We start from the raw sequence: 22,270 nt of genomic DNA on the forward strand, positions 1-22,270 counted from the left end.
GAGTGCGCGACAGCATGACTCCATTAAAAAAACAATAAAAAAAGGGAATGAAATACAATCCGAACGAAATAGAAGCCAAATGGCAGAAATATTGGTTAGAAAACGAAACGTTCAAAGCCGAAAATAACGCAGAAAAACCTAAATATTACGTACTCGATATGTTTCCTTATCCATCTGGAGCGGGATTGCACGTAGGACATCCGTTGGGATATATCGCTTCTGACGTGTATTCAAGATACAAAAGACACCAAGGTTTTAATGTGTTGCACCCAATGGGTTACGACAGTTTTGGATTGCCTGCGGAACAGTATGCGATTCAAACGGGTCAGCGTCCCGAAGATACGACTTCGGTCAATATTGACGGAGGAACGGACAAGGAAGGAAATAAAATTGCGGGATATAGAAAGCAATTGGACAAAATTGGATTTTCTTTCGATTGGAGCAGAGAAGTGCGCACCTCAAATCCCGATTATTACAAGCATACGCAATGGATTTTCATCCAATTATTCAATTCTTGGTACAACAAAAACAGCGACAAAGCCGAAGATATTTCTGCTTTGGTTTCTGTTTTTTCAACAGAAGGAAATGCAAATGTCAATGCGGTTTGCGATGAAAATATTGAAGCTTTTTCAGCAAATGAATGGAACGCTTTCGCAAAAGAACAGCAGGAGAGAATTTTGTTGCAATATAGGTTGACTTATTTAGCCGAGACTGAAGTGAATTGGTGTCCGGGATTAGGAACTGTTTTGGCAAATGACGAAATCGTAAATGGTGTTTCAGAGCGTGGCGGTTTTACTGTGGTGCGAAAGAAAATGACCCAATGGAGCATGCGAATTTCTGCTTATGCAGAACGTTTGTTACAAGGTTTAAATACTATTGACTGGAGCGAAAGCATCAAAGAAAGTCAAAGAAACTGGATTGGAAAATCAGTTGGTGCAACTGTTTCTTTTAAAGTCGAAAGTCAAAAGTCAAACGTTGAAAGTGAGCAGCAATATATCGATGTGTTTACTACAAGACCTGATACCATTTTTGGAGTAACGTTTATGACCTTGGCTCCAGAACATGAATTGGTTTCACAAATAACCACTCCAGAACAAAAAGCGGAAGTGGATGCTTATATAGAAAAAACATCAAAACGTTCCGAAAGAGAACGCATGGCTGATGTAAAAACCATTTCGGGAGTATTCACCGGAGCTTATGCTGAACATCCTTTTACCAAAGAATCTATTCCGGTTTGGATTGGGGATTATGTTTTGGCAGGTTATGGAACAGGCGCGGTTATGGCCGTTCCTTGTGGCGATGAAAGAGATTATGCTTTTGCGAATTTTTTCAAGGGTCAAAATGGTATGACAGAAATCAAAAACATTTTTGCAAATGTGGATATTTCTGAGGTTGCATACGGTTCGAAAGACAATGTGATTATCGCCAATTCTAATTTCCTAAACGGACTGACGTACAAAGAAGCGACTAAAAAAGCGATAGAAGAATTAGAAAAACTAAACCAAGGAAAAGGAAAAATCAATTACCGTTTGCGTGATGCCGTTTTCTCTCGTCAGCGGTATTGGGGAGAGCCGTTTCCGGTATATTATGTGAATGGCTTGCCGCAAATGATTGCCGCAAAACATTTGCCAATCATCTTGCCGGAAGTAGAGAAATATTTACCAACTGAAGACGGACAACCGCCTTTGGGAAACGCTTTGGTTTGGGCTTGGGATAGTGTTCAGTGTTCAGTGGTTAGTACCCAGTTAGTTGATGATGTAACCATTTTTCCACTGGAACTAAACACGATGCCAGGTTGGGCAGGAAGTTCCTGGTATTGGATGCGATATATGGATGCGCAAAATGAAAAGGAGTTTGTTAGCAAAGACGCATTGGCGTATTGGGAAAACGTCGATTTATACATTGGCGGAAGCGAACATGCCACCGGACATTTATTGTATTCCCGTTTTTGGAACAAATTCCTAAAAGATAAAGGTTTTGCGCCGACCGAAGAACCATTCAAAAAACTGATTAATCAGGGTATGATTTTGGGGATGAGTGCTTTTGTTTATAGAGTTTTGCCATTCGTACACATTAAAGGTTTAGATATTAGATTTGTATTGTCTTCAGCAAAAGGACCAGCTTTTTTTTCTGTCAAAGACAATGATGCCATAAATGATAGGGAAATCATTGAAAAAATTATTATTGAAAAAAGTATTAATCAAATTAAAAAATATTTGATTAATGATGAGGTTACCAAAAAGTTTAAGGCAGAAATTGAGAATTTAAAAATTGAGGACATTTCTCTATTTAATATTCAAATAAATCCTGTTCATACAGATGTTTCATTTGTAAATTTGTCAGAGGAGTTAAATATTCAATCTTTTAAAAATTGGAGAGAAGATTATAAAGATGCTATTTTTATTGGTAAAAATGGGGTATTGATTGACGATAGCGGAAAATATATTGTCGGTCGCGAAATCGAAAAAATGTCGAAATCAAAATACAATGTGGTAACGCCAGATGATATTTGTAATGAATACGGAGCCGATACGTTGCGTTTGTATGAAATGTTTTTAGGACCATTGGAACAAGCTAAACCTTGGAATACCGCAGGAATTTCGGGAGTTTTTGGTTTCTTGAAAAAACTGTGTCGTTTGTATTTTGATGATAATGGTTTGATTGTTACCAATGACGAACCAACTAAAGACAACTTAAAATCATTGCACAAAACCATCAAGAAAGTAGCGGAAGATATTGAAGGTTTCTCTTTTAATACATCGGTTTCTCAGTTTATGATTTGTGTGAACGAATTATCCACTCAGAACTGTCATTCACGTGCTGTTCTGGAACCATTAGCAATCGTCATTTCACCGTATGCGCCGCACATCGCCGAAGAATTATGGTCGCTGTTAGGAAATACAGAATCTATTGCAACGGTTGCCTTTCCTGTTTTTGAAGCTAAATATTTAGTTGAGAGCGAAAAGGAATATCCAGTTTCTTTCAACGGAAAAATGCGTTTTACTATGGTCTTGCCTTTGGATTTAACCAAAGAACAAATCGAGGAAATCGTAATGAAAGACGAAAGAACCATCAAGCAATTAGAAGGAAGATTGCCAAACAAGGTGATTATTGTTCCGGGGAAAATTATTAATTTGGTGGGGTAAAAAATAGTGTTATGATATAAATCAATTCCAATTCTAAAATTTAGAATTGGGATTTTTTTTTGTTTTTCAAACAACTAATAAATAATATATTAAGTGTTATTTTTAACTTTTTGTAACATTTTAATAGATTCTGTATCTAAAAGAAAAATTGGGTCATTTAACAACTTAAATCTATTAAAAATGAAAAAGTATTCCTTCTTGGTTATAGTTCTATTGTTTTCAGCATTATATTTAAATGTATTCGGACAAATAAAATCGTATCCGTTTGAAATAAGCAAAACAGGAAAGGGAAAACAATCTATAATCTTCCTGCCCGGATTTGCCAGTTCTGGAGATGTCTGGAATGAAACAAAATCTAATTTCGAAAAAGAGTTTACGTGTTACACATTTACAATGGCGGGTTTTGCTGGGATTAAACCACAACCAGATGCTTCGTTTATAAATTGGGAAACAGAAATCGTGAACTACATTAGAGCAAACAAAATAGAAAAACCAATTATAGTTGGTCACAGTATGGGCGGAGGGCTTGCGTTGGCTATTGCTTCAGATTATCCTGAATTAATAAGCAAAATTGTAGTCGTTGATGCGCTTCCTTGTTTGGCCGCTTTAAGAAATCCATCTTTTAACTCGCTAGAAAATAACGACTGTTCTTTAATGGTTAATCAAATAGCGACTATGTCTGAAGATGAATTTTATCAAATGCAAAAAAGAAATATGGCTATGCTTTTGGCAGATGCCTCAAAACAAGAGGAAGTAATTAGTTGGAGCATGAAATCAGACCGAAAAATTTTCGGCAAAATGTATTGTGATTTTTCCAATACGGATTTGAGAGATAAAATTACGGCAATAAAATGTCCTGCTTTGATATTATTGGAATTTGGTTTTTCAAATTACAAAGGGCCTATAGAAGCACAATACAAAAACTTAAAAACGGCTAGTTTTCAATATTCGAACAAAGGTTTACACTTTATTATGTATGATGATAAAGAATGGTATTTAGCACAACTAAACAACTTTATAAAAGCATAATAATGGAGTTTGAACAACTATACAAATCCTATTGGCAAAAGGTTTTTCGATTGTGCATGGGTTACGTAAATGATTATGACATTGCACAGGATATGGCGCAGGAAACGTTTATTATTGTTTGGCAAAAACTTGACACATTTAGAAATGAATCGGGTGTCGGAACGTGGATTTTCCGAATTGCATCCAACAATTGCTTGAGGCAGATTGACAAAGAAAAACGATTTCCCAAGTCAGAACTGCCGATTCATATTGCCGAAGAAAGGGACTATTCGCTTGAACCTCAAATTCTATTTTTGTATAAATGCGTTGCCGAATTGCCAGAAATCGATCGCATTATTATTTCACTCGAACTGGAAGATGTAAAACAAGCTGAAATTGCCAATATCGTGGGACTCTCAGAAGCCAATACAAGAGTAAAAATTCATAGAATAAAAGAAAAATTAACTCAAAAGTTTAAAGAAAATGGACAATAATATTGACTTTAAAGATTTATGGAAACAACAGGCCGTAAGCCCGCCAAATATTGAGGAATTGCTTTCTAAACTGAAATATTTCAAGAGAGTAAGCCTTAGAAAATTAGTTATAACAAATGTTTTACTAATCGCGACAAGTGCATTTATTATTTTTATCTGGTATTTTTATCAGCCTGAGTTTATTTCAACCAAAATCGGAATTATTTTGACTATTTCCGCAATGCTGATGTATTTGTTCGTCTACAATAAATTAGTTGGATTTTATAAAACAGTTGATCGTACTCAAAGTAATAGTGAATACCTGCAAAAATTAATTTCGATTAAAACAAAACAGCATTTTTTGCAATCTACCATGTTAAGTTTGTATTTTATACTGCTTGGATCCGGGTTATGTTTGTACATGTATGAATACACATCCCGTATGACAATATTTTGGGGAATTTTTACTTATGTAGTAATGTTGGGATGGATTGGGTTTACTTGGTTTTATTTAAGACCAAAAGAAATCAAAAAAGAGCAGGCTAGAGTCAACGGTTTGATCGCTAAATTTGAAGCTGTAAATAAGCAGTTGAGTGTTAATGAATAATGTTATTGCTGTTTTCTTGTGCCATTTTGACATTGTAAAAAAATGGTTCAAAATTTGATGTTTTATTTTAAACATTTAAATAAAAAACAAAAATATGGGAATGGGTTATTTGATTCTTGCCGGAGCTATTATGCTTTTCAGCTGGTTAGTTAGTTCAAGACTAAAAAGCAAATTTGAACATTATTCTAAATTACAATTACAAAACGGAATGTCAGGCGCTGAAATCGCCGAAAAAATGCTTGCCGATAACGGGATTCGCGATGTAAGAGTTATCTCGACACCGGGTCGTTTGACGGACCATTACAATCCAGCAGATAAAACAGTGAATTTGAGTGAAGCGGTTTACAACCAACGAAATGCGGCCGCGGCGGCTGTGGCGGCTCACGAATGTGGTCACGCCGTGCAACATGCTGTCGGATATCAATGGTTGACGATGCGTTCTAAGTTAGTGCCGGTAGTAAATGTGGCTTCCACTTACATGCAATGGATTTTGCTTGGAGGAATCTTGATGATGAAAACTTTTCCACAATTACTACTGGTAGGAATTGTCATTTTTGCAGCGACGACGTTGTTCTCCATAGTTACTTTACCGGTAGAATATGACGCAAGCAATCGAGCATTGGCTTGGTTAGAAAACAAAAGAATGTTGACACCACAAGAACACGCTGGCGCTAAAGATTCCTTGAAATGGGCTGCAAGAACGTATGTTGTGGCTGCTTTAGGATCTATTGCAACCTTGTTGTATTATGTTTCGATTTATATGGGCGGAAGAAGAAATTAGATTTTTCGTTTAAAAATAAAAAAACGTCTTGTTCAAAAACAAGACGTTTTTTTTGTCCAATAAGCAACGCAACAGGTGTTCGATTAAACGGAACTATAATTGAATCTGCCTGTCGATTTGCTGATTTAGGGAAATAAAGGTTTCTGTTCTGGAAACACCTTCTATCGCTTGGATTTTGGTGTTGAGTAAATGCATTAAATGTTCGTTGTCTCGACAAATAATTTTTATCAGAATGGACCAGTTTCCTGTGGTGTAATGGCATTCTAATACTTCAGGGATTTTCTTTAATTCGCGCACCGCTTCTGGATTTCGGGCTGCTTTGTCCAAATAAATTCCAACAAAAGCCATCGTATTGTAACCCAGAATTTTATTGTTTACGGTGAATTTTGATCCCGAAATAACGCCAGACTGCTCCAGTTTCCGCAAACGTTGATGAATTGCCGCTCCTGAAATTCCTATTTTATTGGCGATTTGAAGAATTGGTTTTCGGGCATCTTCCATCAGGTCGCGTAAAATTTCTTTGTCGATGCCGTCAATTTCTACAATTAAGGAATTAATTTTCATGAGTTGTTATTTTAAACTAAAATACAAAATTTAGTTTCGATTGGAAATCAAATTTAAGGTAAAAACGATTAAATTTGATTTTTAAAACGTTTTAATTGCAAGTTTTTTGTCACATAAAGTGCAGTCGAAATGCTAAAATTATTATGGACTGCGCTTAAACTGACAGCAGGACTAATTTCTACTTATCGTTAATACATGAAAAAGAACCACAACGCGATTTTACACTTGGCGCCATAAAAAAAGCCATTCAGATTGCGAATGGCTTTTGTAATTGTATCTAAAAAGTATTTTTTTACTTTCCTTTATTGGCTTCAATAATGTATTTTTCCAAAGCCATTGTCATAGAAGGCGTTGCTGGTGTTGGTGCAAGAATATCGACTCTCAAACCATGATCTAAAGCTTCTTTTTGAGTTGTGCTTCCAAAAACGGCAATTCGAGTGTTGTTTTGTTCGAAATCTGGGAAGTTTTTGAACAATGATTTTATTCCGGTTGGGCTGAAGAAAGCCAATATATCATAATATACATCAGCTAAATCAGACAAATCGCTCATCACCGTTTTGTAAAAAACAGCTGGAGTCCAATCTACTTTTAATGCGTTTAACGTAATAGGCGCATCGGCATTTAATTGGTCTGAAGCAGGCAACAAGAATTTTTCGTCTTTGTATTTTTTTATTAATGGAGATAAATCGGCAAAATCTTTTGGTCCTACGTAAATTTTACGTTTTCTGTACACTACATATTTTTGCAGGTAAAAAGCGATGGCTTCTGACTGACAAAAATATTTTAATCCTTCCGGAACTTTATAACGCATTTCATCAGCTACTCTGAAAAAATGGTCAACAGCATTTTTACTGGTTAAAATAATAGCGGTGTAATGATTGAGATCGATTTTTTGAAGTCTAATCTCTTTGGCATTAACTCCTTCTACATGAATAAAAGGTCTGAAATCAATTTTTACTTTATACTTTTGCTGAAGTTCAAAGTAAGGCGAATTTTCCACCTTGGGCTCGGGTTGTGACACCAAAATTGTTTTCACTTTCATATATAACGTTTTCTAAGCACTCTCTTTTGTAAACCAATAATACATAAAATAATACGGAGCTATTTCGAGAGCGCAAAGATATAAAATAAAATAAAACAACTTACCGAATATTAAATTTTGATAATTTTTTATTGAAACAAAATAAGTTAGTATGTTTATTATCAGTATTATAGCTATGATTCCTAACGGAATATTTCTTGAAATTGAGTCGTAATAAAACAAAATTATATTCAAAGGCAGTATGAATAATCCAATATACGTTCTGTAAGTCACTTTTTGCAAGTTAAACTGTTCCATAAATTCTTCGATATTGAAGGATGTGGCAATTATTTTTTCAATCAAATATTTCGATAAAATAAAGAAAACCAAAAACGTAAATATCTGAATGTAGAGCAACCAATCTGTTTTTAAGGCATGACCAAAATAACTCAGCGAAATTTGAATGAAAAATGCAAGAGAAATGACTTGGACAAAAAATAAGGCGACAGTAAATCCACTTCTCATATGGCTGCTGTCCCTATAAACTTTGGTGTATTTGTTGGAAAAAATTAGGTTTGCAAAATCACCAAATCGATTTTCGAAAACAGATTTAGTAATCGCAATAATTGCAAAAGAAAGAACAAAAAGTACGGTTGCCCAGTCTTTATTCTCAGTTATTCGGGGGTGAAGTATAGTTTCGATCATAACGCTGCAAAATTACTAATTTTTCTATCATTCTTTTTATTATAATTTTATTAAGGCTGAAATGGCAAAAAAAGGGTACTTTTGCAGGGAAATTAGTCAAAATATGAATGATTGCATTGTTATAATCCCTACTTATAACGAAATTGAAAATATAGAAAGCATTATTCGATCGGTGCTCTCGCAACACAAACCTTTTCATGTTCTAATTATTGATGATAATTCGCCGGATCATACTGCTGATAAGGTCGTTTTACTTCAATCAGAATTTGAGGATACATTGTTTTTGGAACAAAGAGAAAAGAAGGCAGGTTTGGGAACCGCTTATGTTCATGGATTTAGATGGGCACTGCGACAAAAATATGATTACATTTTTGAAATGGATGCTGATTTTTCCCATAACCCCAATGATTTAGAAAAATTATACAGCGCTTGTCATTTTGGTGATGCCGATTTAGCGATTGGTTCCCGTTATGTGACGGGAGTAAATGTGGTAAACTGGCCCTTAAGCCGCGTCTTGATGTCGTATTTCGCATCGGTTTATGTGCGAATGATAACGGGAATGAAAATTCATGATGCCACAGCCGGTTTTGTCTGTTACAATAGAAAAGTTTTAGAAGAGATCAATTTAGACAAGATAAAATTTGTTGGATACGCCTTTCAAATTGAAATGAAGTACAGAACCTACTGTAAAAAGTTTAAAATTACGGAGGTTCCAATTATTTTTACCGACAGAACAAAAGGGCAGTCCAAAATGAGTAATTCGATAATTGTCGAAGCCGTTTTTGGAGTTATTGCGCTCAGATTAAAAAGATTATATAACACATTATAAGAAAAAGATACGATGAACAGGGTTTTAATTAAGAATGCCAGAATAGTAAATGAAGGAGTGATTTTTGAAGGCGATGTATTAATTGAGAATGACTTAATTGTTGAAATTTCAGAAAGTATCAGTGCCAAATTTTCGGACTGTAAGATTATTGATGCCGAAGGAAATTATTTGATTCCGGGTGCAATTGATGACCAGGTGCATTTTAGAGAGCCTGGACTGACGCACAAAGGCGATATTGAATCCGAATCCAGAGCGGCAGTTGCAGGCGGTATTACTTCCTACATCGAGCAACCCAACACTATTCCCAATGCAGTCACCCAAGAAATATTAGAGCAAAAATACGAGTTGGCTGCCCAGAAGTCCTATGCGAATTATTCGTTTATGATGGGCGCTACCAATGATAATTTGGAAGAAGTTTTAAAGACCAATCCAAAGAATGTTGCCGGAATCAAAATATTTTTAGGTTCGTCAACCGGAAATATGTTGGTGGACAATGAAGCAACTTTAGAGAAAATATTTTCGAGTACGCCCATGCTTATTGCGGTGCATTGTGAAGATGAAGCGACGATCAAAAATAATTTAGCCAAATACAAAGAAGAGTTTGGAGAGGATGTTCCCGTTACGGCGCATCACCTCATCCGAAGCGAGGAAGCATGTTATATTTCTTCTTCCAAAGCAGTTGCGTTGGCTAAGAAAACAGGCGCCCGTTTGCATATTTTTCATCTTTCCACTGCGAAAGAAATGGATTTGTTTACAAATAAAATTCCATTGGAAGAAAAGAAAATTACTGCCGAAGTATGCGTGCACCATTTGTGGTTTACCAATGATGATTATGCTACGAAGGGCAACCTTATAAAATGGAATCCTGCTGTGAAAACCGCTAATGACAGAAAAGTGCTTTGGGAAGCATTACTAGACGACCGAATTGATGTGATTGCTACAGATCACGCGCCACATACTTTAGAAGAAAAAAAGCAATCGTACCTGAATGCGCCTTCCGGCGGACCATTAGTGCAACATGCTGTCGTGGCTATGTTTGAAGCGCACCACCAAGGAAAAATAAGTGTAGAAAAAATTGTGGAGAAAATGTGCCACAATCCGGCAAAAATATTCAAAATAGAGAAACGAGGTTTTATTAAAGAAGGCTATTACGCCGATTTGGTAATTGTAAATTCAGGTTTGCCTTGGAGCGTAAAAAAAGAAAACATTTTGGCTAAATGTGGTTGGTCTCCATTTGAAGGATTTACTTTTAAATCCAGAATTACCCATACTTTTGTGAACGGACAATTAGTCTACAACGCTTTTAAAGTGAAAGATATTCGTGCAGGAAAACGCTTATTGTTCGAAAGATAAAATTTATCAGATGAGAAAAATCGTATCATTTTTAGCAATATTGACTCTTTTAGTAAGTTGTAAAGACGTAGTAGTGCAAAAACCAGAACGTCTTATCGAGAAAGACGTGATGCTTGATGTGATGTATGATTTAGCTGTTTTGGAGGCGATAAAATATCAAAATCCAGCTTCTTTGGATACTTTTAAAATAAATTCAAGAGACTATATTTATAAAAAATATAAAATTGACAGCCTTCAGTTTGCCAAAAGCAATGTGTATTACGCATCGGATTATGATGATTATAAATTGATGTTTGAACAGATTTCAAAACGACTGGATGCCAATAAAAAAAGCGTCGATTCATTAGTGAATTTAGAAAAAAAGAAAAAGAAACTACTTCTTCAAAAAAATAAAAAACCAGCTCCTATAGTCGGTGATACAACGAAATTGAAATAATATAACTGCAGTTTTACAGTTTAGAAATCTCTTTTATGTATTGATGAATAGTAATGAAATCAGTTTCCAATCGGTCTTTAATCTTCTCATTAGAATAATTATTTACCGAATAGGACGCTCTTACAGTGGCTTGGGATAATTTTCTCTTTTGCTGAAACACATTTGAAACAAACCAATCCAGCCTCCAGAGTATTTCCATAAAAAAGGGTTTAGCATGAATTTTAGGTCGTTGCACACCAAATGAATCGGCCATAGAATTGAGAATGTCACGGAAAATACTATTTTCTGCAATCAAAGTAAAGCGTTCATTTTTAATTTCGCTTTGCATTAATTGATGCGCCATTCGAATAACATCAGTTACGGCAACAAATCCCGTTGAGCCCATTGTATAAAATTTCAACCCGTTTTTTACTTTCGTAAAAAGTTGCCCACTTCCTTGTTCTCTAAAACCGGGCCCGAGAATGACACCAGGATTAACAATTATAACATCTAAACCTTCTTGTTGTCCGCGCCAGATTTCCATTTCGGCGCCATATTTAGAAATAGCATAATCATTATGGTACTTTTCCGGATTCCATTCCGTTTCTTCTGTGATGAATTTTTCATGAGGCAGTAAGTCACCTAAAGTGGCAATGGAACTTACAAAACACAGTTTTTTTATTTGATAAGCGATACAAAAATTCACAATATTAGCCGTGCCTTCAATGTTTGTTTTTCGCAATAGATTTTCATCTTTGGGGTCAAAAGAAATCAAAGCGGCGCAATGGTACACGGTGTCAATATTTTGAAAGGCAATTTCTAAGGAAGGAACTTTAGTAATATCTGCGGGAATCCATTCGATTTGCTCAAATAGGAATTCCTTTTTATAGGTAGCGAACAATGATTTGGTTTTCTGCATTGAAGCGACACTTCTATATATAGCGCGTACCTTTTCTCCATTATCAATTAAATGAAGCAATAGATGCGCGCCTACTAAACCAGTTCCTCCTGTGACTAAAATCATATTTACAAATGTAATGAAATCAATTTCAATGGCAATAGCAATAGCAATTTCAATCGGATGACATTTTCAATCACAACTTCAATTTAGCACTTTAAAATTAATTTTTTTACAAAAATTGTTATTGTAATTGAAATTGATTTTTGCCATTGATATTATTATCTTTGTGCAAATTGATTAAAAAAGATGAAGAATTTTATTGAAGAAGTAACTTGGAGAGGAATGCTCCACGATGTTATGCCCGGCACAGAAGAACATTTGATGGAACAAATGCGTGTGGCGTATGTGGGAATTGATCCAACTGCCGATTCATTGCATATAGGACATTTAGTTGGCGTGATGTTGTTGAAACATTTTCAGCTTTCTGGACACAAGCCATTAGCTTTAGTGGGTGGCGCAACAGGAATGATTGGTGATCCATCAGGAAAATCGAATGAAAGAAATTTATTGGACGAACCAACATTGCGTCACAATCAAGAAGCTATAAAAGGGCAATTGGCTCGTTTTTTGGATTTTACCTCCGATGCGGCTAATGCGGCTGAGTTAGTGAATAATTACGACTGGATGAAGAATTTTTCTTTTCTGGATTTTATTCGTGATGTAGGTAAACATATTACCGTAAATTATATGATGGCAAAAGATTCTGTGAAGAAGCGTTTGTCATCCGAAGCTGCCGAAGGAATGTCTTTTACAGAGTTCACCTATCAATTGGTTCAAGGATATGACTTTTTGCATTTGTACAGACAAAAGAATTGTACGCTTCAAATGGGAGGAAGTGATCAGTGGGGAAATATCACCACGGGAACTGAATTAGTCCGTAGAATCGCCAGTGGAAAAGCGTATGCGTTGACTTGTCCGTTGATTACAAAAGCGGATGGAACCAAATTTGGAAAATCCGAAGGCGGAAATATTTGGTTGGATGCCGCAAGAACTTCGCCATATAAATTTTACCAATATTGGTTGAATACATCTGATATCGATGCGGAAAAATACATCAAGATTTTTACTTTTTTATCGAAAGAAGACATCGAAATTTTAACCGAAAAACACAAAGAAGCACCACATTTGCGTTTGTTACAAAAACGTTTGGCCGAAGAAATTACGGTTATGGTACATTCAGCAGAAGATTTAGAAAATGCAATAAAAGCATCGAATATTTTGTTCGGAAATTCTACTTCGGATGATTTGAAACAATTGGACGAAGCCACTTTCTTAGATGTTTTTGATGGAGTTCCTCAAGCGGAAATCAGCAGAAATGAAATTGAAACTGGAATTAATATTGTTGACGTTCTAAACGAAAAAACAGGATTTCTAAAATCGAATGGTGAAGCAAGGCGAGCTTTGACAGCCAATTCTATTTCAGTAAATAAAGAAAAAGTAGCTGAAGAATTCGTGCTTTTGAGCAATGATTTAATCAACAATCAGTTCGTATTATTGCAAAGCGGAAAGAAAAATTATTTTGTGGTGCGAGTGGTTTAATCGTTTAACTGGTAAATTGTTTAATTGTAACTTCAGTTAACCGACTAAGCAAATTAACCATAAACCTTCTTACAAAACCATCAAATTACAACCACGAATATCAGAATTATCAAAACGTCCCAGTACCTCGAAAGAGTTGTTGGGGTTTTTTTTGCCCAAATCCTGCGTGGCAATAAACGAACAGGAATTGATGTTAGCCAAATCTATCACGTTGATTCCGCCTGTTTTTCCGTCTTGGATGTAGGTCAAAGCATCTTCTGTATCACGAACGAGGATTTGCATCCAAGAGGGGCATTCAAACACTCCGTTTCCTAAAGAATACGCTTGCGAAAGTAATTCGGTCATTCCATATTCTGAATGTATGGCCGAAACGCCAAAACCTTTACACAATTGTTCGTGCAGTTCTTCCCGAATCATTTCTTTTCTTTTGCCTTTCATACCGCCCGTTTCCATGATAATGGTATGCTGCAGTTGGAACTGTTGTTTCTCGATTAAGTCTAACAACGCAAAAGTCACCCCAATCAGAATGACGTTTTGGCCGACCTCGTCTAAAGCGATAAGTTTAGCAATTAGTTCGTGATGATTGTGCAGGTAAAAACCACTTTCGGGATGATTTGATTCTGCAATTATATCCTTTACCATGTAAATTAAGGATGAGCCTTCTCGTTCCAGATAGGATGGAAGCAAGGCCAAAACAACATAATCTTCAATATTGCCATAAAATTCAGAAAATCCTTTACGATAACTTTCGTTATACAAGCTGACATCGGTAACTAGATGTTTGCTGGTAATTATTCCGGTGGTTCCGCTGCTGGTGAAGGTTTCTTGAATGGGATTGGTATTAGAAACCACTTCGTGACTTTTGAAGAACTGAATCGGTAAAAATGGAATCTGTTGAAGAGATTTTACTTTTTGAGGATCTGTTTTTAAAAAATCACAAAACTCCTGATACACTTTATTGTTTTCATATTGGAAACGAAACATTTTCAAGGCAATTTTTTCAAACTGTTTTTGACTTGAAATGGTAAATATATCTGGTGATGTGATCAAGAATTTTTTTTGCAAAAGTAATCAAAAATTCAAAGGCAAACCAATAACGGAATTGGATAAACTTGAGTCTTAGGATTAATTCCTTTTGAACAAGACACAAAAAAAGCCCCAATTGCAATTGGAGCTTTAGTGCTGTATTTTTGAAATTATCGGATAATTAATTTTCTGGTTGCTGATGCTTCTCTTTCATTGATTTTTATAATGTAAACTCCTGAAGAAAGATTCGAAACATTTAATTCTCTAGAGCTGATCACGGTTTGAAGTACTTTTTTTCCTAAGACATCAAAAATAATTATTTCTTTATCAAGTTCGTTTTTTGTAGAAATGTAAACTTTGCCATTACTCACAGGATTCGGGTACAAGCTTAAACCTTCTATAGTGGCGGTTTCTTGCATTCTTGGTTGTTGTTTAATTTCTTGAGCACTGCCGTTCAGAGAAAATAAAAGAACCAATACAATAATAATATAAAAGTAGTTTTTTGCCATCAGATAAGTTTGAGAAGTAAATGTACAAATATAAATTCAAAAAGCATACCAAAAAAAAACATCCTGATTGCTCAGGATGTTTGATATTGAATTATATGAAAATTATAGTCCGATAGACCATCCTGTAGACCAAGAAGGAGTATTTACACCGTTTCCAGCTCCATTTGATGTGCTTAATTCAGAAACTATAATTAATGATGCATCTGCACTAACTCCACTTGTAGCAGGTGCTACAGCTGTCTTTTTTCCTTTAGTTTTAGTTGTTACATCTGCTAAAAAGTTTATTCCAGTAATTTTAAGACCTGTACCAATTGCACTTAAAGTCTCATCATTTTCTACATCAACTCCTGTAGCCCATGAGCTTAAAACTACGTTAGAGAAAATTGCTTTTGTACCTCTTCTCAATTTTATACCTTGATTTTCAGTGTAAGTTGCACTAGCAGCTGTACTTCCTGGACCAACTAAAGTAATGTTAGTAATTGTTGGATTAGAAATTGGAGTATTAGCAAAACCTAATTCAAAATTATCTGCTTCAATTCCTCTATTTCCTTTTCCAAATGATATTTTTCCGTACCAGTTTGTGTTCGTTCCATTCCAACCTTCAGTCCAGTCAAATTGGTCATCCTCGTTTCCGAAAGAAATTAAGTTAGACGTATTTACTGTTCCTCCAAAAAATTCGAAACCATCATCAGCACCTTGGTAAGCTTCAACATACTCGAAAGTGGTTCCTGAACCTACTCCAAATAAAGATGCTCCGTTAAATTCTTTCTCACTGTTAAAAGCAGCTCCAGCGTACTCTATTCTCAAATATCTGATAGACCCAGAATTGTCATTTGCTACAGTACCACCATAAGTTAAATCTGCAACTTCTGATTGAGCAGTACTAGTTCCACCACTTACACGGTTGATAGGTGCTTTACCGCATATAACCAAACCTCCCCAGTCTCCAGCTTTTTTAGCTGCTAAACCGCTTGTCATCACCACAGGATTACTAGCAGTACCGTTTACATTTAATTTCCCACCTTGAGCCACTGCGATATAAGATGCTGTTCCACCTGTACCCTCAATTTTTGTTCCTGCAGGAATAGTTAATGTAGCGCCGCTATTTACTTGAATTTTTCCTGATAATTTGTAAGTTGTTCCTGAAACTAATACAACTTCTCCATCACTAATTGTTCCTTTAAAGTCGTTAGGATTAATGACAAATGTTGATGAAGCAGAATCTGTACTGTTATTATCAGTTGAACAACCTGTCGCAAGAGTTGCTGATAAAGTTAAAATACCTAATAATTGTAAAATTGATTTTTTCATGATTGTAATAAAATTTGTGTTTGTTTAGATTTTTCAAAGATCTTGAAAGTTTGCTTTATAAAGGTTAAGCGACTGTAATTGTTTGTTTAAATTAACTTGACTTTATTGTTAATTTAATGTTTCTTTCGTTAAGATAGTTTATTATAAAAAAAGAGCAGTGTTAGCTGCTCTTAAATCTTAGAATTGGTAATTTAAATTTACACTAAAAAGAAGACCTTTTTTATAAGATAAAACATTCACGTCTCCAGATCTGTTTTCTTGTACTCTATCTATGGTCGGATCTAAAAGGTTTTTTACTATAAAATCTATTCCTAATCTTTTGTTTAATTTTGATTTGGCAATGAAGTCTAATGAACCGAATGATTTGTCCACTAAATCTCCTTTGTCATTAGTTCCAATTGCATAAACTCTATCAGAGAAGTACGTATATGCTAAAGTTGTGTTTAAACTACCTTGTTTGTCATTCCATTCGTTTAATAAAGATATGTCCGCATTTAATAATAAATCTGATGCGCCCGTAAACTTACTTTTTGTATTAGTAAAAACTACATTGTAATCCGTTTCTTTAATTACTTTTTCAGTGTTCAATTCTTGATTGCTGTATAAGTAAGACGCATTAATTCCTGCTGATAATTTTTTAGTGTTATTTTCATCAAAATTAAAAAGCAATTTTCGGTATTCTACCTCTCCACCGGCAACATAACCAAAATCTCCGGTATTTATAAATGAAATATCATTTGTTGACGATGCAATAGTTACCTCATTCATAGGGTTAAGAATGTATTTACCGAAAGCAGTTACTGATATTAATTCTTCACTTTTTGGAAACATTTCCCATTTTAAGTCAAAATTATAATCGTCAGATGCATACAAGTTTGGATTTCCCACCTTAACCTCAGTGACATCTTCGTATACAAATAGTGCTCTTTCTTTAAATTGTGGTAGTGTGTAGGTTTTACTAAATCCAAAACGTAAATTTTGTTTTTCATTTAGTTCATATTTCATCGTTACGCTTGGTAAAAAAGCAATTTTTTCTAATTCATTAAATCCACCATCAGGATCTAATTGTGTGTTCCAGTCTACTTTTTGGAAGATATATTCTCCTCTCAAACCTACAACAGTAGTTAGTTTTTTAAATTTATATTCGGTGTTCAAGAAACCACCATTAATATATTGATTGCCATTGTATGTTTGCGGATCTAGGGCATTTGGAACTTGAAAACCACCTCTAAATGTAGTGATGTCAAAATAGCCATTGCTAAAATTTGCTTGGTTGTAAAATAAATCTAAATTGTTTGGATCTACAATTGTGCTACTAAAGTTTTGATTTGCTTTGAAATTAAATTGTGATGCTTCGAAGTTCCTAGTTTTAAATCGACCGTTGTAGCCAAAAGTAAATTTACCTTTGTAGTTGTCATCTTCTGTTTTGTTGAATTTATAATCAAAAGAAAGGTTTACGGCAGCTTCATTTTCTGTTAATTTCTGGAAATATCTGTGATTGTCCGGAGCAGAAATACTAGATAAAACAAATCCGTTTGGTTCTTTTCTAAAAATGTTTTGAGTTCTGTCCGGCATGTCACCTTTGATTATATTATAAGAAGCTCCCCAATTTAATTTTGAACGCTCTCCTATTTTGTTTTCACCTAATAGTTGATTGATGAATAAACTGTTTTTTTCATATTTATTACGACGGATTAAACCGTTCCCATTGTTTGCAATATCAACGATATATCCAGTGTACTCCTCTTTGCTCAACGAAGAGGTATTGATGAAAACTGAATTGAAGTTAATTTTATTATTATTGTTAATTTTATATCCAATATTAGCCATGCTGGTAAAATTGGTATTGTAACTAATTAAAGTGTAATCTTCAAAATTCTTATTTACTACACCGCTCCCGTTTACGTTTCCTTTTGCTGAACCATTACTTCTAGAAGTGTAATCGTTACCAAAAGATACATTTGCAAAAACATTAAGTTTGCTTTCTGAGCCAACATTAAATGATTTTCCTCCAGAAATTCCGACTGAACTTCCAAATGGAGCCTTATTGTCTAGTTGCAAGGTTCCGAAATTGTATTGAGTCAAAGGATTTGCAGGTATGAGCGCATTGCTAAATCCGGAGCTGCTGGCTCCTTTTTGTAATGAAAAGTTATTGTCATTGATAGAGTTAGTGTTTACTTTTGAACCAATATCAACTTTTACAAATCCTTTTCCTTTGTAATCTTTAGAAACTATATCTACATTTCCTCCTGCGAAATCACCGTATAATTTACTATTGTATACCTTGTCTATGGAAACGTATTCTAAAATATCTGTAGAGAAAATTTCTAAATTAATATTTTTCTTTTCTGGATCATTTGATGGAATTGGTAAGCCGTTCATGGTTGTTGAGTTGTAACGATCCCCTAAGCCTCTTACAAATATATTACCGGAACCTTCTTGTTTAGTTATTCCAGTGGTTTTAGTTACTGCTGTTGCTACATCGCTGATCCCTTTTCTAGAGAGTTCTTGTGCACCAATTGTTTGCTTTATCTCCACAGCATTTTTTTGGTCTAACAATAAGGCAGTTTCCTTTTCTCGATTTGGTGCAGTTGCTTTAATTACCACATCTTCTAGTTTGTAGCTTCCGGAACCTAATGCTTGATTTATAGTTACAATTTCATTTGCAACAATAGTTACGGGAACTTCTACGGATTCATAACCTACAAAACTAAATTGAATAATATAGTTTCCCGGTGCTGCAGCAATGGAATATTTCCCATCAATATCTGTGTTGGTTCCTTTTGTTGTACCTTTAATAACAACGTTAGCAAATGGTAAGGATTGATTATTAGCATCTTTGTCTGTTAACATTCCAGTAACTGTTCCTTTATTTTGTGAAAAAGAAATGCCTGTAAGTAATAACGTGAAAAATAGTAACTTGAGTTTCATTTGTTTAATTTTTTTGCAAAGTAACGCCCGAAATGTAAAATGTAAGTTACTGGCTTGTTATGGTTATGTTTTGTTTTGTGCTCTAAAATGAACCCAATATTAAATTACGGTTAACAGCTTTTCAATACCCCATTTATTATTACATTTACAATTCAAAAACAATTTTTGGCGCTTTATGAAGAAAAAACACACCAAGATTCTATTAGTAGACGACGAACCGGATATCTTAGAAATTGTAGGGTACAACCTCTCTCAGGAAGGATATCAAATCTTTACAGCGGCAAACGGCAAAGAGGCTGTAGCCATGGCAAAAAAGGAAATTCCAGACCTTATTATAATGGATGTTATGATGCCGGAAATGGATGGAATGGAGGCTTGTGAAAACATTCGAAAAATTCCGGAACTTAGCAATGTTCTCATCACTTTCCTGACAGCCAGAAGCGAAGATTACTCGCAAGTTGCTGGTTTTGATGCTGGTGCAGATGATTACATTACCAAACCTATCAAACCTAAATTATTAGTCAGTAAAGTAAAAGCTTTGTTGCGCCGATTAAAGGAAAAAGAGCAAAATAGCGAAACACTGAACGTAGGCGGAATCGAAATCAACAGGGAAGAATACAAAATTGTAAAAGATAATATTGAAATTGCATTACCCAGAAAAGAATTTGAGTTGTTTTATCTTTTGGCTTCAAAACCTGGAAAAGTATTCAAACGAGACGAAATTTTGGATAAAGTTTGGGGTAATGAAGTAGTGGTGGGCGGAAGAACAATTGACGTTCACATCAGAAAATTACGTGAAAAAATAGGCGAAGATTTCTTCAAAACAATCAAAGGAGTGGGATATAAGTTTGAAGTATAAATGACAATAAATTTTAAAAAAACATATCGTTTTGCCGTCAAGTCGGCTTTATATATTACTCTTTTTTCTACAGGATTAGTTAGTTATCTCACCTATTTGTTTTTTACTATTTCTTATCAGTTTTCCCTTCTTTTTGCCTTGTCAATTGCTACATTTTCCTTTGTCGTAATTCAATATCGGGTGGAACGTTTCATTTATAAAAAGGTAAAAAAAATATACGACGATGTTTCTCTCCTGGAATCAAGTACGTTTAGGAATCAGCCTATAACTACTGATATGGCCACACTTACCCGTGAAGTCAAAAAGTTTGCCACGGATAAAAAACTGGAAATAGAAACATTAAAAGTCCGTGAAGAATACAGAAGAGAGTTTTTGGGCAATGTTTCTCACGAACTCAAAACTCCGCTTTTTATGGTTCAAGGCTATCTGTCAACTTTGCTTGACGGCGCCATGAACGACAAAACAATTCGAAAAAAATACTTAGAACGAGCCGAAAAAGGTGTGGAAAGACTCATTTACATTGTTCAGGATTTAGATATGATTTCCAAACTCGAAATTGGCGAATTGAACTTGGAAGTAGCTAAATTTGATATCGTTAAACTCGTTCAAAATGTGTTTGATTTGCTTGAAATGAAAGCTTCCAAAAAAGATATTTTGTTGATGTTTGATATGAAATACAACAAACCTATTATGGTTCTGGGCGATCAGGAAAAAATCCAGCAAGTGGTCATGAATTTGATTGTGAATTCTATTAAATACGGAAAATTAAAGGGATCAACCGAAGTCAGTATTGAAGACTTAACAGATGAAAAAGTAATCGTTCGAGTAACCGACAACGGCGAAGGAATAGAGAAAAAAAATATTTCCAGACTTTTTGAACGTTTTTACAGAGTAGATAAAAGTGGTGCTAGAACAGAGGGAGGTTCTGGCTTGGGATTATCTATTGTAAAGCACATAATCGAAGCCCATGAGGAGAAAATTTATGTAGACAGTACTTTTGGAGTCGGGTCTGAATTTTCTTTTACTCTTGAAAAAGTAAGAAACAATTAAGAAAATATAGTTAATAAAGATTTACTATTTTAAAAACCAATTCATCAGAATTGGTTTTTTTTATGCCTAAAAAAATTTGCTATTTCTCAAAAACCTGAAATAAATTTGTCCAATCTATTTTAGAATCTAATCGTGGCAACCCTTTATAATTTTGAATTTCCTGAATGTTATCCATCCTGAAATCATTTTGATTCGAATAAGGAGCTAGGCCTTCTTTCTTTAATTTTTTAGCCAAATATTCCTGTTCGTATTGCCCGGGTGTGGGGATAAAAAAAGCCTTCTTTCTTAAGATTGCAAGATCCATTATTGTGGTGTAACCGGAACGACAAAGCACCATTTCACTTTCATTAAAAGCTTGTTCCAGCGCTGTTGAATTCATGAAATTATAATAGGTTACATTTCCTTTTACAACAATTTTCTGCTCAGATTCAACATTTCCTTCGATAAAAATCACATTTCCTTCAAACCGAACGATTTCTTTTTTTAAATGGGTTTCTAATAATCCCCGTTGAGGTTCCGGTCCCGAAAGAATCACAAGCAAGTCGTACTTTTTGGGCAACAGTTTCTTTTGCAGTCTGCTTACCGGTCCAATATGTTTGATTTTGGGATTCACGTTGTCAATATGACCCAGTTTCCCCGTCAGATTTAGATTGCCGGGATGATCCGGAACCCAGCATTCGGTGTATTTATTCATAACATATTGATGGAATTTGCTTGTAATCCAAGTTGTATTCCCTGTCAATACATTCAATTGGTGTGTGATATACACCGAGGGAACTTTCCTATCGAAAACACCCATCCTGTTATCCGAAATAATGCCGTCAATGGCGTATTTTTCAATCCAGTTTTCAGTTATTTTTTTTTCTTGGCGAACAGCTTTTAGGGTTCTCAAACTATTTTTTAATAATTTCCATTTGAAATTTTGTCCTTTTTTTGCATATTCTATTTGGTATGAGGGAAGTTCCAGTGTTTGTATGTTGGGGAATTCCTTTTCTAACAATGCCAATGCTATCCCATCGGATGCAATTATTGGGATATAGTTGTTTTCTAATAACGCTTTAATGATTGGAATGCATCGTGTTGCGTGACCTAAACCCCAATTTAAAGGTGCAACTAAAATAGTTTTTTGTTCCGATTTCAAATCCATGTGCGATAAATAAGTTCGTTGTTTTTACTTTGAAA

The 22,270-nt window shown here is 34.9% G+C and carries 20 protein-coding genes; 11 read left to right on the forward strand and 9 right to left on the reverse strand.

Features of this window, described 5'->3' with window-relative positions; translation table 11 throughout:
- Window positions 1-47 precede the first annotated feature (47 nt).
- From ACP7AV_RS03380 to ACP7AV_RS03400, 5 genes are all read left to right on the forward strand, one after another.
- Complete coding sequence (locus ACP7AV_RS03380; protein WP_426090755.1) at window positions 48-3,146, forward strand: leucine--tRNA ligase; 3,099 nt, start codon at window positions 48-50, stop codon at window positions 3,144-3,146.
- 180 nt (window positions 3,147-3,326) lie between these two features.
- The gene (locus tag ACP7AV_RS03385) at window positions 3,327-4,175 is read left to right on the forward strand and encodes an alpha/beta fold hydrolase (RefSeq protein ID WP_426090756.1); all 849 of its coding nucleotides are present in this window, start codon (window positions 3,327-3,329) and stop codon (window positions 4,173-4,175) included.
- A gap of 2 nt (window positions 4,176-4,177) precedes the next feature.
- Window positions 4,178-4,648, forward strand: a complete 471-nt coding sequence (locus tag ACP7AV_RS03390) for an RNA polymerase sigma factor (RefSeq protein WP_426090757.1) — start codon at window positions 4,178-4,180, stop codon at window positions 4,646-4,648.
- A complete protein-coding gene (locus ACP7AV_RS03395; RefSeq protein WP_426090758.1) occupies window positions 4,638-5,234 on the forward strand; it encodes a hypothetical protein in 597 nt (198 codons plus the stop codon). The genes ACP7AV_RS03390 and ACP7AV_RS03395 overlap by 11 nt, the downstream gene beginning before the upstream one ends.
- 94 nt (window positions 5,235-5,328) lie before the next feature.
- Window positions 5,329-6,015 carry a zinc metallopeptidase gene (locus tag ACP7AV_RS03400; RefSeq protein ID WP_426090759.1) on the forward strand — a complete coding sequence of 229 codons (687 nt, stop codon included), beginning with the start codon at window positions 5,329-5,331 and terminating at the stop codon, window positions 6,013-6,015.
- 93 nt (window positions 6,016-6,108) lie between these two features.
- On the opposite strand, the gene ACP7AV_RS03405 is transcribed toward ACP7AV_RS03400, so the two are convergent.
- The 3 genes from ACP7AV_RS03405 to ACP7AV_RS03415 all read right to left on the reverse strand — a co-directional run bounded on the left by ACP7AV_RS03405 (window position 6,109) and on the right by ACP7AV_RS03415 (window position 8,305).
- Window positions 6,109-6,579 carry an Lrp/AsnC ligand binding domain-containing protein gene (locus ACP7AV_RS03405; RefSeq protein WP_426062846.1) on the reverse strand — a complete coding sequence of 157 codons (471 nt, stop codon included), beginning with the start codon at window positions 6,577-6,579 and terminating at the stop codon, window positions 6,109-6,111.
- 292 nt (window positions 6,580-6,871) lie between these two features.
- The gene (locus ACP7AV_RS03410; protein ID WP_426062847.1) at window positions 6,872-7,621 is read right to left on the reverse strand and encodes a uroporphyrinogen-III synthase; all 750 of its coding nucleotides are present in this window, start codon (window positions 7,619-7,621) and stop codon (window positions 6,872-6,874) included.
- A 12-nt stretch (window positions 7,622-7,633) separates the two neighbouring features.
- A complete protein-coding gene (locus ACP7AV_RS03415; protein WP_426090760.1) occupies window positions 7,634-8,305 on the reverse strand; it encodes a DUF4271 domain-containing protein in 672 nt (223 codons plus the stop codon).
- A 103-nt stretch (window positions 8,306-8,408) separates the two neighbouring features.
- Between ACP7AV_RS03415 and ACP7AV_RS03420 the strand changes: the two genes are divergently transcribed.
- Genes ACP7AV_RS03420 through ACP7AV_RS03430 form a run of 3 tightly spaced genes read left to right on the forward strand, consistent with a single transcriptional unit; the run spans window position 8,409 to window position 10,923 of the window.
- A complete protein-coding gene (locus ACP7AV_RS03420) occupies window positions 8,409-9,134 on the forward strand; it encodes a polyprenol monophosphomannose synthase (protein ID WP_426090761.1) in 726 nt (241 codons plus the stop codon).
- Between the two features lie 12 nt (window positions 9,135-9,146).
- The gene (locus ACP7AV_RS03425; protein WP_426062850.1) at window positions 9,147-10,487 is read left to right on the forward strand and encodes a dihydroorotase; all 1,341 of its coding nucleotides are present in this window, start codon (window positions 9,147-9,149) and stop codon (window positions 10,485-10,487) included.
- Between the two features lie 10 nt (window positions 10,488-10,497).
- The gene (locus ACP7AV_RS03430) at window positions 10,498-10,923 is read left to right on the forward strand and encodes a DUF4296 domain-containing protein (RefSeq protein ID WP_426090762.1); all 426 of its coding nucleotides are present in this window, start codon (window positions 10,498-10,500) and stop codon (window positions 10,921-10,923) included.
- Between the two features lie 13 nt (window positions 10,924-10,936).
- Here ACP7AV_RS03430 and ACP7AV_RS03435 read toward each other — a convergent pair whose 3' ends face one another.
- Window positions 10,937-11,926 carry an NAD-dependent epimerase/dehydratase family protein gene (locus tag ACP7AV_RS03435; protein WP_426090763.1) on the reverse strand — a complete coding sequence of 330 codons (990 nt, stop codon included), beginning with the start codon at window positions 11,924-11,926 and terminating at the stop codon, window positions 10,937-10,939.
- Window positions 11,927-12,109: 183 nt separating this feature from the next.
- On the opposite strand from ACP7AV_RS03435, the gene tyrS reads away from it, so the two are divergent.
- Window positions 12,110-13,402 carry a tyrosine--tRNA ligase gene (gene tyrS, locus ACP7AV_RS03440; RefSeq protein ID WP_426090764.1) on the forward strand — a complete coding sequence of 431 codons (1,293 nt, stop codon included), beginning with the start codon at window positions 12,110-12,112 and terminating at the stop codon, window positions 13,400-13,402.
- Window positions 13,403-13,471: 69 nt separating this feature from the next.
- On the opposite strand, the gene ACP7AV_RS03445 is transcribed toward tyrS, so the two are convergent.
- The 4 genes from ACP7AV_RS03445 to ACP7AV_RS03460 all read right to left on the reverse strand — a co-directional run bounded on the left by ACP7AV_RS03445 (window position 13,472) and on the right by ACP7AV_RS03460 (window position 19,179).
- Window positions 13,472-14,452 carry an acyl transferase gene (locus tag ACP7AV_RS03445; protein ID WP_426090765.1) on the reverse strand — a complete coding sequence of 327 codons (981 nt, stop codon included), beginning with the start codon at window positions 14,450-14,452 and terminating at the stop codon, window positions 13,472-13,474.
- A 146-nt stretch (window positions 14,453-14,598) separates the two neighbouring features.
- The gene (locus ACP7AV_RS03450) at window positions 14,599-14,937 is read right to left on the reverse strand and encodes a T9SS type A sorting domain-containing protein (RefSeq protein WP_426090766.1); all 339 of its coding nucleotides are present in this window, start codon (window positions 14,935-14,937) and stop codon (window positions 14,599-14,601) included.
- 102 nt (window positions 14,938-15,039) lie between these two features.
- Complete coding sequence (locus ACP7AV_RS03455; protein ID WP_426090767.1) at window positions 15,040-16,248, reverse strand: hypothetical protein; 1,209 nt, start codon at window positions 16,246-16,248, stop codon at window positions 15,040-15,042.
- 177 nt (window positions 16,249-16,425) lie between these two features.
- Window positions 16,426-19,179 carry a TonB-dependent receptor domain-containing protein gene (locus ACP7AV_RS03460; protein ID WP_426090768.1) on the reverse strand — a complete coding sequence of 918 codons (2,754 nt, stop codon included), beginning with the start codon at window positions 19,177-19,179 and terminating at the stop codon, window positions 16,426-16,428.
- Between the two features lie 175 nt (window positions 19,180-19,354).
- Between ACP7AV_RS03460 and ACP7AV_RS03465 the strand changes: the two genes are divergently transcribed.
- Window positions 19,355-20,038: a response regulator transcription factor gene (locus tag ACP7AV_RS03465; RefSeq protein WP_426090769.1), complete on the forward strand. Its 684-nt coding sequence runs from the start codon at window positions 19,355-19,357 to the stop codon at window positions 20,036-20,038.
- Window positions 20,039-21,088, forward strand: coding sequence for a sensor histidine kinase (locus ACP7AV_RS03470; protein ID WP_426090770.1), 1,050 nt, complete (start codon window positions 20,039-20,041; stop codon window positions 21,086-21,088). It begins immediately after the preceding gene.
- 79 nt (window positions 21,089-21,167) lie between these two features.
- Here ACP7AV_RS03470 and ACP7AV_RS03475 read toward each other — a convergent pair whose 3' ends face one another.
- The gene (locus tag ACP7AV_RS03475) at window positions 21,168-22,235 is read right to left on the reverse strand and encodes a glycosyltransferase (protein ID WP_426090771.1); all 1,068 of its coding nucleotides are present in this window, start codon (window positions 22,233-22,235) and stop codon (window positions 21,168-21,170) included.
- Between the last annotated feature and the right edge of the window lie 35 nt (window positions 22,236-22,270).

Origin of the sequence: Flavobacterium sp. DSR3-2, from assembly GCF_049896525.1 — a bacterium.
GTDB lineage: Bacteria > Bacteroidota > Bacteroidia > Flavobacteriales > Flavobacteriaceae > Flavobacterium.